Annotated in this window: 2 protein-coding genes; both read left to right on the top strand. The window is 45.3% G+C overall.

Translation table 11 applies throughout. The annotated features are described in order from the left end of the window. Positions 1-17: 17 nt before the first annotated feature. The gene (locus tag F0220_RS22935) at positions 18-3,869 is read left to right on the top strand and encodes an SDR family NAD(P)-dependent oxidoreductase (protein ID WP_181155578.1); all 3,852 of its coding nucleotides are present in this window, start codon (positions 18-20) and stop codon (positions 3,867-3,869) included. A gap of 13 nt (positions 3,870-3,882) precedes the next feature. Beyond that, on the top strand, positions 3,883-15,825 hold the full coding sequence (locus F0220_RS22930) for a non-ribosomal peptide synthetase (RefSeq protein ID WP_149846771.1): 11,943 nt from the start codon (positions 3,883-3,885) through the stop codon (positions 15,823-15,825). The last annotated feature ends 8 nt before the right edge of the window (positions 15,826-15,833 follow it).

Here is a 15,833-nt window from a genome sequence, read left to right as displayed (position 1 = left end):
TTCATAGGGGGACGGCCATGCTTGATCAGTTGTTCGACAGAGAGCAATGGGAAGAAGATGACCAGGACACTGCTATTGAACTGGATATAACAACGGATAATAGACATGATATAGCTGTTATAGGTATCGGTGCGAAGTTGCCGACCGGAGAGTCGCTGGATGAATTTTGGAAGATGCTTGATTATGGAATTGATTGTATACGTGAATTGCCCAAGCATCGAAAGGGCCAGTTGGATCAATACTTGCTTCACAAGCAAGGTTCATTGGAGCATGTACGTTATTTGAACGGAGCTTATCTGGACGAAATCGATGAATTTGATTATTCCTTCTTCCGTATGAGTGCACAGGAAGCCAAGCTGATGAGTCCGGTCCAACGATTGTTTTTGCAAACGGTATGGCGTGCGGTTGAGGATGCAGGTTATGGTGGTGACCGTTTGGCTGGAAGTTCAACAGGGGTGTACGTGGGTGTAATCGGAGATCAAGAAGGTTACAAGTACAAACAGATGGTCGAGGAATTAAGTCCGGACATGTTACCAATCGCCACCGTAGGTAATCTTTCGTCCATCATTCCTGCAAGAATTGCGTATCTACTTAATCTGACGGGGCCGGCTATGGTTGTAGACACAGCATGTTCCTCTTCGCTGGTTGCTCTGGATATGGCAGTACGTGCGTTACGTGAAGGAAGTTGTGATATGGCTATCGCTGGAGGGATCAGGCTGAATATGATTCCACTGGATAAAGAGTATTACAAAATCGGTATTGAATCCAGTGATGGGACAACAAGAACCTTTGATGAAGATGCGGATGGATCGGGAATGGGTGAGGGTGTAGTAAGTGTTGTACTAAAACCTGTGGAACAGGCATTGCGGGATCATGATCATGTGTATGCAGTCATAAAAGGCACAGCCGTGAATCAGAATGGGTATTCGGCAGGGATCACAACGCCCAATGCGGTAGCTCATGAAAAAGTACTGACGCATGCTTGGCGTGATGCTGGAATTCATCCAGAGAGTCTTTCCTATTTGGAAGCACATGGAACAGGTACGCTCATTGGGGACCCGATTGAACTGGAAGGAATCCAATCGGCTTTTCGCAGATTTACGGACAAAAAACAATTCTGTGCGATAGGATCGGTTAAGTCCAATGTGGGCCATTTGTACGACAGTGCAGGGTTAGCGGGTCTGTTGAAGGCGATTATGGCACTCAGATCCAAGCGTATTCCCTCTACACTTCATTTTAATAAGCCAAACCCAAAATTTGAATTTGATAAATCACCAGTCTATGTCAATGTCATTTCAAGAGAGTGGGAAGGAGCGGCCACTCCTCGAAGATGTGGAGTCAGTTCATTTGGGTTAAGCGGCACCAATTGCCATGTCGTACTGGAAGAAGCTCCGAACATATCAGTGGAATTGGTGCGCGATGACCATTATCCCTTTTTGATCTCAAGTGTATCATCCGGAAATCTCTCCCGTCAGGTGCAATCATATGTGAAGTGGATCAATGAGAACCCGAAGGCCGATGTGAGGGATGTATGCTGCACAGCAGCTACTGGAAGACAGCATCATGCACACCGAGCGGTGTGGGTGGTCAGTTCGTTGGATCAATTGCTGCAGCATTTAAACGCCTTTCTTGCAGAACCCAAGACCGGTAAATATGAACAAGATACATTCAGGAAAAGTAATCAGATATTCACTTCGGAAGAACTTATCACGAAGTGGCATATCGAAGGATACGATAGAGCAACCGTGCTAGAGGAGTTGTGCACACATTATCAAGGTGGAGCTCAAATCAATTGGTCAAGAATCTATCCAGATGTGACCTATAACAAGTTGAGCTTGCCCACATATTCATTTGAGGAGAGTAAGTGCTGGATCGATACTAATACCGATAATTCGGTACAGACTGAGGAAGAAGCGATGTATTATTCATTGTCATGGAAGCCTTGGAGCGAGATCGGAAAGACTAACTCATCCAGCATCCATAATGTTGAACGTGTTTTATTAATACGAGATGATACGCAGCTACATGCAACCCAGTTGGTGAACCAAATTCGTGAAGCTGGAGTAGCAGTTATCGAAGTGATATTGGGAACATCTTACCTTCAACAGGATGCACAGACATATGTAATTCGAAATAACGAGAGTGATTACATCAAACTTTTGCAGGAAGTGTCCTTTGGAGGGCCCTATCGGATCGTGCATATAGCATCACTTGACCATGTAGAAACTAAGGAAAACAGGCTGGGCAAAGGTCTTATGTCTGTATGGAGACTTACCAAGGCATGCTCACACGTCATTGCAGAGCCGGTTGAGATGATTTTGGTGACAAGCTTTGCTAATGAAGTGACCGGTGATGAGAAAGTTCTGTATCCGGAGAATTCGGCGATGCTGGCTTTCGGACAGACGGTACAGCGTGAGATTCAGAATCTCGAATGCTTCTGTATAGATGTTGACCAAGATTGGGATACCTCTCAGTATATGCGTTACATTTTGGGGCCGTTGGAGAAGAAGTCTTTGGCGATTAGAAAAGGACAAGCATATCAAGCTGAATTCGCACCTGCTGATGTCTGTTCCATGCCTGATGCTGAGATGAACTGGAAAGAAGACGGCGTATATATTATTACAGGTGGACTTGGTGGTCTGGGGATGGAGATTGCTGAACGCTTACTGTCATTAGGACGTATGAATCTGGCTTTAATTGCAAGAACGCCACTGCCCAAACGTCACAATTGGGACATCATTCTAAATGCAAAAAATACTTCACCAGATCTAAAAAGTAAGCTTCTTCGGTTGCTTGATATGGAGAAACGGGCCGGACAGATGATGTATCTTGGAGCTGATGTTGCCGATCCAGATCAGTTAAGTCATGCCATTGATCAATTAAGAAGTCGATTTGGATGTATACGTGGCATCATCCATGCAGCAGGCGTTGGGAGTACACAACAAGCTGACCAGATGACTGAGGAAGAGTTTACAGCAATGCTGGCTCCGAAAGTGAAGGGGACTCCTCTGCTGGATCAGTTAACAGCCGAAGATCAGCCAGATTTTCTAGTCATGTTCTCGTCCGTCGCTACGTTATTTGGTTCTACTGGACAGGCTGCTTATGCCGCCGCGAATGCATATCAGGATGCCTATGCCCCGATGCGGAACCGCAAAGGGATGCGTACAATAACGCTGAATTGGACTACCTGGAAAGAGGTAGGCATGGCTTCCAGAGCCGGGTTTGATTTTGACACCTTATTCAAAGCGATGCCCAAAGAGTGGGCATTGGATCGATTGTTCGAAATAATGGGAAAACAGACCGACCGTCTGCTGGTGGGGGAAATGAACTGGAATTCACCCTATTTAAACATTTTGAATAACTACCACTTTCATCTTGATGCCAACATCGGACAAAGGTTACAAAAATTGATGAGAAAACCGGAGAGTGCAAAGCAAATATCAATGAAGAAGGAATCCGCTTCTACTGTTCAGATCCGAGCGGAAGAGTATGAACTTGAATTGGAACCTTCCGTGGAGATGGACCGGACTATTGCGAATATAGTTGGACCATATTTAGGCATTAAAGAGATGAATGTACATGACAGCTTTTTCGAACTCGGTGCAGACTCTATTATGATTAAGCAGATTTTCTTGAAATTGGACAAAACTTACCCTGGAAAACTCATACTGACCGATCTGTTTGAATATCCAAGTATCTCCAGACTAACTACTTATATGAGCACCACAGAAAAGCAGAAGCCTCACCAGTCTCCTCATAAGGAAACTTTCGAAGAGGAACGGGATACAGATCTTGAGAATCTGTTCGATGAGATCGAACGTGGAGCAATAGATCTGGATGAAGCAATCATCAACCTTCAAAAGATGTAGGGGGACGTGAAGCGTGGAGAAAATTCTGAAGCTCCTGGTAGAGAGTGTCAAGGACCAGAAGATGAACAAAACAACGGCGGCTCAGATCGTGAAAATGCTAAAAGAAGGGGAAAAGAAACCCGTCAAGGATATCGCCATCATCGGTATTTCAGCCAAATTGCCCAATATGGAAACACTGGATGACTACTGGGATAATATCCAGAGTGGTGTAGATTGTATACGTCCCATTCCCAAGACACGAAAATCGGATATGGACGCTATTCTCTCTTATATGGATATACCTGAGGGAGATATTCAATATTACGAAGCGGCGTACCTGGACAATATTGACCAATTCGACCATGAATTCTTTCGTTTACCTCCCAAAGAAGCCAGTTTAACGGATGTTAATCAGCGTTTGTTTATGGAGACGGCATGGGATGCCATGGAAGATGCAGGATACGGTAACGATAAATTATCGGGCACCAATACAGGTGTCTATGTAGGTTTTTCCAACAATATCAAAGATATGTATATGCGATATATTACCGAAACGATGCAGACGAGTGCACTGTCCATCGTTGGAAATTTGGCTTCCATATTATCCAATCGAATCTCGTATCTTCTGAATCTGAAGGGACCGAGTATTGTTGTTGATACAGCGTGTTCCTCTTCGCTCGTAGCTGTCGCCATGGCATGTCAGGCCATACGGAACAAGGAATGTGATATGGCAATCGCGGGCGGTGTGAAACTTCATCTCATGACACGCGAGAATCAGAATGAGAAAATCGGGATGGAATCTCCAGACTATCGGACCAAAACATTTGATGATTCTGCAAATGGGGCGGGAATGGGCGAAGGAGTCACTGCTTTATTGCTGAAACCACTAGACGCTGCAATGCGTGATGGTGATCAGATCTATGCGGTAATTAAAGGTTTGGCCGTCAATCAGGATGGAAGTTCTGGCGGATTGACTGTACCGAACCCGTCCACTCAGGCTGAGTTGATTGTAAAAGCGTGGGAGGACGGTAACATCGATCCCGAAACGATCTCGTACTTTGAACCGCATGGTACGGGGACAGAATTGGGAGATCCCATTGAGATTAAGGGAATTCAGAACGCGTTTAAGAAATATACTTCCAAGAAACAATTTTGTGCGATTGGTTCGGTTAAAACCAATATCGGTCATCTGTACGAAGCGGCTGGAACTGCTGGCTTAATTAAAGCAATTCTGGCGCTGAAAAATAAAAAACTCCCTCCAACCTTGAACTTTGAAAAGCCAAATAGAGCGATTGACTTCAGTGGATCACCCGTTTACGTGAATACTACACTGCGAGAGTGGACCACGGATGGAACAACCCCAAGACGGTGTGGTATCAGTTCTTTTGGAATTGGGGGAACCAACTGCCATCTTGTGCTTGAGGAAGCGCCGGATCGGGCAAATGCAGAGCATAAAGCGAACACTTCTGTAACAGATCCATCCATTCTGACGTTGTCCGCCAAGTCTGAGGAATCGCTGCGTCAGATGATCAGTAAGTATATCTATTTTCTTGAAAAAGATGAACTGCCAACATTACAAGATATATGTTATACCGCCAACACGGGAAGAGGGAAATTCCCATATCGGGTAGCAATCATAATGGACAGCAACATCGATTTGCATCAGAAACTTATCCAGCTGGAGCGTTCAAAGCAGCTCTTTGGTACTTCACATGGTTCGCACATCTATACAGGCTTTCACAAGCTGGTTCAAGATGAGGAGGCAGCGGATCAGGAATTCAGAATGTCGCTCTCATCCAGGCATGAGATGAGCGTATCGCTGAGACAAGCTCTTGGAAAATTCATGAACAGTGGGCAGCAAGACATCAATGCGTTACATCAGGCTGCTTCATTCTATGTCTCTGGGGGCGATGCTGACTGGGAAGCGCTTTATGCGAATCAGAGTGTATTCAAGGTCAGTTTGCCATCCTACGCATTTCAGACGCACAGATGTTGGATCGACATTCCAAAACGTAACAGAAGATCAGAAAAGGTACAGGCAGAGGGCATGTTTTATCAAGCTGTATGGCAACGATATACGCCTGTATCTCGAGATTCTGTCGTCTCACAAATGAAAGGCGCCGTACTTCTCTTCCGCGGAAACGATCAAATCAGTGCTGCCTTGACGGTCCGATTGGAGCGTGAGCCCGAAGCACGAGTCATTCAGGTAGCCTGGGGGGATCGTTACGAGAAGTATGATGATTCGCACTATGTGATTCGTGGCGATGAAAGTGACTACATTCAGTTATTGGATGATATGAAGGGTCAGGGGCTAACCCGTATCATTCACGGGTTTACTCTGGCAGAGAATGATTCAGATGATTATTTACAAAGCGAGGAACAATTGAAGTTAAGCCAGGACCGTGGAATTCAGAGTGCATTCTACTTGACCCGTGCCCTTCTACATCATCATATGACAGAGGGACTGCAGCTTCAATTCATATCCTCTCTAGCGAATGCAGTTACGGGTTATGAAGGTCAGGTAAGACCGGAGAATGCAACGCTTAACGGATTCGCAAAAGTCATTGAACAGGAGTATCCGGAGATATCCTGCCGATTCATTGATGTGGATTCAGATACCGATGCGGATACGATCTATGCAGAATTGAATGGCTCCCATGACCGTTTCCAAGTGGCGTATCGACATAATCAGTCATACGTAGAAGAATTGGATATTGCCAATATTCTGGAAGCCAGTCATGAGGAAGTGACTATTCGTGAGAACGGTTTATATCTTATTGCTGGTGGAACAGGCGGAATTGGTTTGCAATTCGCGAAGCATCTGGCTGATGAACGCTGCATTCGTCTGGCACTAATCAGTCGTACGGCGATGCCTGATCGCACTGTGTGGGACAAGCTTATTCAAGAAAAAGATCCAAAGATAATATCCATAGAAATGATTGAACGAATGAAAACCATTATGGAGCTTGAAGCCGGAGGATCAAGTGTTGAATTAATCAGTGCAGACATCTCCGATCTGGAGCAGATGACTCAGGTTGTGCAGAGGTTGAGAACAAAATATGGACAAATCCATGGGGTAATTAATAGCGCTGGTGTTGCCAATGATGGCTTGATTATCCGTAAGGAAGAGACTGCATTCCAAGAGGTTCTGAGACCGAAGGTTCAGGGAACCTGGGTTCTGAATCAAATAACAGCGCAGGAACCACTCGATTTCTTCGTTATGTTTTCTTCTGGCATATCCATGTTAGGAGAACCGGGACAGAGCGATTATGTTGCTGCAAACTGTTTTCTGGATAGCTTTGCGTCTTACCGCGCAAATGGAACGGGCCGAACGCTAACTATTAACTGGCCGGCCTGGAAGGAAACCGGGATGGCTGCCAGATTTGGTCTGAATGTGGATACAGCATTCAAGACGTTAGCGACTCATCAAGCGATCAGTGCTTTTGACATGGTATTGAGCCGTCGTATACGCCGAGTGTTGATCGGTGAGCCCAATTATGCGAGTGAACTCCTACCGTTGATAGAGTCGTCAAGGGTTATTCAATTTTCGGAAGCCATGACAGCTCGAATTCAACAGGAACGTAATCATTTGAATTATCATAACAACCAGCTGACGAGAACTGAGTATGAACAAAAGGTTGAACTGCACGGACGAGATAACGGTATATATACAACTAAGGAGAAGGAACTTGCCCAACTGGTGGGACATGTTCTCGGGTTTACCGGGTTAGATGTATACGACAACTTGTTTGAACTCGGCGTTGATTCAATATCAATGATGCGCATTATTACTGAAATACGGGTACGATACCATGTTCACCTAAACTACCACACGTTCTTTGAAGGTATGAATCTGGCGAAGCTTGCAGTTCATCTGATTGGTGCACTCAAGGAAGCTGGTGCGATATCCGAGTATCCCCAGCAAGAGCCGGAACCGGCGACCCTGTATGAGGACTTCCCTTTGACAGAAGTACAGATGGCTTATCTGTTAGGTCGAGACGAGCGGTTTGAGATGGGGGGGACATCCACTCACTATTATCTGGAATTGGAAACCAAATTGAACATGACGCATTTCCAGACAGCATTGCAAAAAGTGATTCAGCGTCATCCAATGCTGCGAGCGGTCATATTGCCGGAGGGCATACAACGAATATTGCCACAGGTACCAGACTATCAACTGGAAATCGTTGATGTGTGCCATCTGAATGAGCAGGAAAAGTGGAAACACATTGAGGTGGAACGGGAACGAATGTCCCATCATGTGTTTGAGCCGAGCCAATGGCCGCTGTTTGAATTCAAAGCTTTTAAAATAGATGATACACGGCATTACCTATTATTTGGTTATGATCTGCTGATCTGTGACAGTGCGAGTATCCAGATCCTTGGAGAGGACCTGGTGCATTATTGCCGTGAGCCGGAAAAGGAACTTCCTGCACTCAAGTTTTCGTTCAAGGATTATATGATGGCATACGGAGAACTGAAAAAGGGTGAAATGTACGCACGTGACAAGAAGTACTGGATGGATCAGTTGGACACATTCCCTTCCGCTCCAGCACTTCCACTGAAGCAGGAGCCCAGACATATCAAGAAACCGCAATTTTCACGGCTAAGCTGGGTATTGGAACAAGATCTGTGGGAGCAACTAAAGCATAAGGCGCAGCAAAAAAATGTAACACCTTCCGCGCTTCTATGTACTGCCTTTGCTCGAGTTTTGGCCCGTTGGAGCAATCAGGATCGACTTGCCATCAATCTGGCGGCGTTCAACCGCTTTCCATTTCATGAAGAAACCAATCAAATTATCGGTGATTTTACATCCATCATGTTGCTCGACATTAACGAACAAAAAAACAAACCTTTTTGGGAACAAGCAAGAGACGTGCAGAGTGGCATGCTCAATATGTTGGAACATCGACATTATGACGGCGTGGAATTCATTCGAGAACTGGCCCGTCATCGAGAAGCGGGTACTTCAGCCATTATGCCGATTGTATATACCAGCACATTATTTGTGGATGCCATCGGAAGCTGGCAGCATATCGGAGATCTGAAAATGGGTATCAGTCAGACCTCCCAAGTCTACCTTGATAATCAGGTAATGGAGACTGACGGGAGACTGACCATTAACTGGGACTATATTCAGGATCTTTTTCATTACGATACACTTTCCGCCATGTTCGATGATTATACAGCGATAATTACTCATCTGTGTGAGCAAGAGAATATCGAGTTTTTACCAGGTTTGCCTGAACAGGATAAGGCCATCTGGAATGCATTTAATGCAACAGCACAATCATTTCCTATATCTACACTGCATGGGTCTTTTATGGAGCAGGCGACCAAGACTCCTTATCAGACAGCATTGATTTACGGTAATCAGCAATTGACTTATCAACAGCTGGATGAACGTTCCAATCAGCTCGCTCATTACTTGACGCAACAAGGAATAACACGGGGAGACCGGGTGGGGTTGTTAGCCAAACGTGGTATGGAGACAATTGTGAATACCATCGGCATTCTCAAAGCAGGAGCGGTATACGTGCCTGTTGATCCCGATTATCCCGAAGATCGTCAGCAATACATTTTACAAAATAGTAACTGCAAAATGCTGTTATTACCCGAACTTTATACGTTTGAGGGACTGGCTGAATTGCCAGTGGAGCCACTGGAAAATAACGCAGCACCTGACGATCTTGCCTACATTATTTATACGTCTGGCAGCACGGGAACTCCAAAAGGGGTAGCTACTGCCCATGGCCCGGCAATGAATACCATTCGGGATATCAATATGAAGTTTGAAGTGACGGATCAAGATCGGATGCTTGGTATCTCTTCAATGTGCTTTGATCTGTCAGTCTATGATATTTTCGGTGCACTTGCGACGGGTGCAGCACTTGTGATCATTGCTGACCAACGTGATATTCATGACATGTACGACGCGATACAACAGCATAAAGTAACCATCTGGAATTCAGTTCCAGCCATTATGCAACTGATGGCAGATTACGTAACCGATCAAACCAATGAACAACTAAGACTCATCCTGCTCAGTGGGGACTGGATACCAAAGAAATTGCCAGAGCAAGTACATGGGCATTTTCCTTCGGCACAGGTTATCAGCTTGGGAGGTGCGACAGAGGCATCCATTTGGTCTATCTATTATCCCATTGATACTGTCAAGTCTGATTGGAAGAGCATTCCTTATGGAAGACCACTTGCGAATCAGACATTCTATACGCTTGATTACACGGGTAGCCTGAGCCCAGTCGATGTCATTGGTGAGCTCTGCATCGGTGGAGCAGGATTGGCTGAAGGATACTTTAATGATCGGGTGAGGACCGACAATGCATTTTTTAATCATCCTGAATTGGGACGTTTATACCGCACAGGTGATTTTGGAGTCTTGCGAAGAGAAGGATACATTGAATTCCTTGGCAGACGGGATTCCCAAGTGAAAATCAGGGGGTATCGGGTTGAACTTGGAGAAATTGAAAGCCGATTATCTACAGTTCCTAGCGTGAAGCAGGCTGTCGTTATAGATAAAGTGGACATGCAAGGAACAAAGGTACTGGTAGCCTATTACTCAGCGGAGCGCAGTTATGACGAACTGGAGATGAAGCGTCTTTTGGCAAAAGCACTTCCGGATTACATGGTTCCTCAGCATTTAATCCAGTTGTCTGAATTTCCACTTACACCCAATGGAAAGATTGATCGGAAAGCGTTACCGGAACCAACCTTTGGACAACAGTCCAGTGCACTTGCAGGAACAGAAAGCCCAACGGAGCAAAAGCTGATTGAACTCTGTGAATCGGTATTTGGTATGAATGGAATAGGAACTCACGACAGCTTTTTCCAGATGGGGATCAATTCAATTCTAATGGTGCAGCTGGTGAATCGGATTGGGCAGGAATTCAATCAACGTCTCAGCTTCAAGGAATTTATGGCCCTGAGAGATATTTATGAACTGGCGTCTTTGCTTGAGAGCTCTGTGGAAAATGAAGAGTCAGTGGGAACAATTCATTATCCTCAGCATGATCCATGCCCTGATCCTGAAGGCCGACCATTCCCGCTAACCGAGGTACAGATGGCTTATGTCGCAGGAAGAAGTCAGGCTTTTGAAATGGGAGGCACATCCACACACGGGTACCTCGAATTCGAAACTCAACTGGAGATGACGCGCTTCAATGAAGCACTAATCAAGCTGATTGAACATCATCCTATGTTGCGGGCAATTATCCTGCCTACCGGAGAGCAACGAATCCTGCCACATGTACCGGTATACCGAATGGATATTGAAGATATCAGTGGTTTGAGTCCTGACGAGATGGAACGGGTGATCATAGCCGAAAGAGAACGTATGTCTCATCATATTTTTGAATTGGAGCAATGGCCATTATTTGAGATACGTGCGAAAAAAATATCTAAGGATACACATCTGCTGTTGTTTGGATATGATCTGCTCATTGCTGATGGGGCAAGCACACAGATCTTCAATAATGATCTACTGAAATTCTATCATCATCCCGAGATTGATCCGGAGCCTAATCCATTTACATTCCGCGATTATATTCTTGCTTACAATGAATTCCGTAAATCGAATACGTACCTGGCTGATAAACAATACTGGCTTGCCCGAGTAGAGGAGTTCCCAGCAGCACCTGCACTCCCATTGAAGACAGATCCTGCACAGATCAGCGAGCCCAAATTCAAGCGACTTAATGAAGTGTTTGAACCACAGCGTTGGGAGATATTGAAAAAGGTTGCTAATGTACACGGGCTAACACCTTCAGCGCTTCTCTGTGCAGCCTATGCCCAGATCTTATCGTACTGGAGCAATCAACAGAAGATTGCACTGAACCTGACAGTCTTCAATCGTTATCCATTCCACCCAAGCATACAGGATATCATTGGGGACTTTACTTCCATGATTTTAATTGATGTGGATATGGCTTCGGGGAATGATTTTATGGGTCATGTGCGTCATGTTCAGGACAGTATACTGGAGGCGCTGGAGCACAGGCATTATGAAGGCATCGAATTCATACGTGATCTCTCCAAGCACCATCAAATGGGGAACAAGACCGTAATGCCAATTGTCTTCACAAGTATGATCTTTAATGAACGTGAGACATCTGAAGCAACTCAGGGACTGATTGGAAAGGTTCGAACTGGGGTCAGCCAAACATCGCAGGTATATCTGGATCATCAGGCTTCGGATGCGGGAGGGCAACTAACGCTAACCTGGGATTACGTGGATGACTTGTTTGACCAACATGTGGTCGAAACGATGTTTGCGCAATATATTGCGCTGCTGGATGGCCTAATTGCGGGAGAAACGATTACGGGGCCTGACATTCCTTCAGTCGATCGCAGCATTTTGGAAAGGTATAACCAATCAGAAGAAAATATCCTGCCAACAACATTGCAACATTTGTTTGACCGTATGGCTAAACATTATCCAGATCAGGACGCATTGTTGTTTGAGGATGAGCGGATGACGTATTCGGAGCTGGACCGAAGATCTGGTCAACTGGCAGGATATTTACTTGAACAGGAGATCCGGCGAGGGGATCGAGTTGGCGTTGTGGCAAGGCGCCGTATGGAGACCATTGTAAATGTAATGGCTATACTTCGCACTGGTGCGGCATATGTACCACTTGATCCGGATTATCCTGAAGATCGGCAAGCTTACATGCTTAAGAATAGTGATTGCCAAATTGTATTGGACGTGGATGCCTATGATCAGGTCTCGGCTTCAGGTTATCCTCTACTCGAAGGTGAGCCATCTGGAACACCTGATGATATTGCATATGTAATCTATACCTCGGGAAGTACGGGTAGACCGAAGGGTGTTGCGATTACTCATGGGGCTGTAACGAATACGATTCAGGATATGAACCGAAAGTTCGGTGTTCATGAGAAGGATCGCATGCTTGGCGTATCTTCCATGTGTTTCGATTTATCCGTATATGACGTGTTCGGTGCACTTTCCTCGGGTGCAGCTCTCGTAATTGTATCCGACCAAAGAGATATCCGAATGATGAAAGAGGCCGTTGATCGCCATCAGGTTACAATCTGGAATTCGGTTCCAGCAATTATGGATATGTTCATGGATCGCCTGGAATCCGATGCTGGACGAAGCTACCGTTGGGCAAGTGATGAAGAGATTCAGGCGTCAACCCAACTGGCTGTGGAGAAAGAGTCAGTAGAATCGGTATACCATTGGTCATTCTCCACACTGTGGCGAATGGATGGAAAGCATATCTACGTGGATGAGTTCAAATGCCCTGCATATGCAACAGGTATGTTCCCTGAACTGTATTTCTTGGCACAAAAGGGAATTCGGCAATCCGAGATTGCTTCTTTCTTCCCGAATGTACCTGCTAGTGAAGTGAATTCGCTCATGGAACTGCTTATTCGCAAACGTGCTTTGGTCAGCGGACTTATGGAGCCAGCAGAAATTTTCAAGAAGCAGACGCAGTTATTCCGCAATCCGTATGACGAAAAGGTGGCATACGATGCACAGGCATACGAGGCATTCAAAAAAATACAGTTGCATCGTAATTTCGGTGAGAACACCACACTTGAGGTCTCACTGGAGCGTGGTGTTGAATATCCTGATTTCATCTCCAAGCGACGTTCTCATCGTTCCTTTAAGGAGGATCAGCCTGTCACTATGAAACAGTTCTCCGATCTGATGGGAGTACTGGGTCAGTATGATCAAGGACAGGAAATTCGTTATTACTATCCTTCTGCGGGAGGACTATACCCGATAGATGTGTTTGTGTATGTGAAGGAAGGAAGAGTTGCGGGAATGGAGGCGGGCTTGTACTACTTTAGTCCAGTGGATCACACGGTACGCCTTATTCATGGGAATGAGTCATTCACTGACGAAATGCACTATTACACGAACAGGTCCATTTATCAGTCTTCAGCGTTTACTGTTTTCTTCATTTACAACGCGGAAGCAACCATGCCGAAATATGGTGCGCAAGGTTATTTATACTCCCTTATTGATACCGGAATTATGGTATCCACACTAAACAGTGTTGGAGAGATGTTAGGCATTGGAATGTGTTCGATCGGAGATATGCCTTTTGAGAAAGTAAAACCGTTATTCAATTTAAATGAAAATCAGATCTGGCTTCACACGGTGGAAGCAGGATTGAAGCCAGAAGATGAAATGGCTTCTACGGAAGAATGGAGCAGCAGCAATTATATCAGACAAGGTCCAAGCGTATCGGTATCCTATGGCGAAAACCCAATGGCTGCTGACCCATCCCTATTATCGGAACGTTCCGTAGCAGTCCTGGGTGCACAGACCGCTCCGCTGGCTAAGTTAAATATCCAAAGTTCTGATATAGAAAGAGCAGTAAACATTACAAACGAGGGTAACCGTCAAAACAGTCTTCGTCTTATACTGCTCAGCGGTGACTGGATACCTCTATCGTTACCGGGCAAAGTCAGAAATCTGTGTCCTGATGCAAGCATTGTGAGTCTCGGTGGTGCAACAGAGGCTAGTATTTGGTCTATATATTACCCTATTAATTCAATATCTGATGAGTGGAACAGTATCCCTTACGGGTATCCGTTGGCGAATCAAACATTCCATGTGCTCGATTATAAACTGCGTCCATGTCCGGTTGATGTTCCAGGTGAGATGTTTATCGGCGGAGTAGGTCTTGCAAATCAATATGTGAATGACTTGGATAAAACGGAGAAAGCATTCATTCAGCATCCGCTCCTTGGTCGATTGTATAGAACGGGAGACCATGGCGTCTTGCGCAAAGAGGGATACATTGAATTTTTGGGCAGAAAGGACAACCAGATCAAAATCAGGGGGCATCGCGTGGAACTTGGTGAAATTGAAGCCATATTCATTCAGCACCACGCCTTGAAGCGTGTGTATGTAATGGACAGGCAGAACGAGCAAAAGAAAAAATATCTGTGTGCCTATTATGTCTCTGATCAAGAAGTTTCCATTGCTGAATTGCGAGAGTTTCTGATATCCAGATTGCCGGAGTACATGGTGCCTTCATTCTTTATCCGGTTGGAAGCCATTCCTTTAACAGCAAATGGAAAAATAAATCGTAATGCATTACCTGAACCAACAGCTCTACACACAGCTCAGGTCCAATACAAGGCTCCTGCCAATGATATTGAAAAACAATTGGTACAGATATGGAGCGAAGTTCTTGGCAATGCTCACATTGGTGTGAATCAGCATTTCTTTGAGATCGGCGGCGATTCTGTACTGATGATCAAAGCACATGCCAGACTTGATGACCAATATCCAGGAATTGTGAAAATAACCGACATGTTTAATTTGCCAACTATTTCGGATATTACCGCTTTTATCGAGAATCAGTTGGAAGAGATGGATGTAATCCATGTATCCCGCTCCCGCATCCCCTTGTCCATGGATTATTTCGTGGAAGGAGATTCAACATCAAACGAAACAGAAGAGTTGCAGTTTGCCTTATCAGCAGAACTCTATGATCGTGTGGTGAATGCTGCTAGCAGGTGGGACGTGGAGGTGGATGATATTTTATTTGCCGGCTTTGCGTACCTTCTCGCACAGACCTCCAACAGTGATCGGATGAGTGTGCATGCAGCCATTGGGCAGGCCGACTATATTCAAGTATTTGATCTGGACTTCGGCTCGTTGGAACAATTTAATGAATTATTCCAGCTTATCCATCAATCCAAGGGTCAAGATGGCAGAGAGACCTTCCACACCAAACATGTTAGTACACTCTTGCAGGAGCCCGGTACAGGAACATTACCTTTGTTCTATAACGCTGGTGCAGTTGCTTCGGGAGTGCCGGTGTCTGAACTGTACGACTTAACGTTACAAGTGGTTCATCAGGAGGACAGCCTGCACTTTGTATGTGGATTCCGTTCAATGAAATGGCGGAAGAGCAAGCTAGAGTCACTCTTGCAACTCTACTTTAAACTACTGAACCCGATACTCGAATGATCTCAAGC

The organism is Paenibacillus sp. 37, from assembly GCF_008386395.1.
Taxonomy (GTDB): domain Bacteria; phylum Bacillota; class Bacilli; order Paenibacillales; family Paenibacillaceae; genus Paenibacillus; species Paenibacillus amylolyticus_B.
This window is presented reverse-complemented; position numbering and strand designations above follow the sequence as displayed.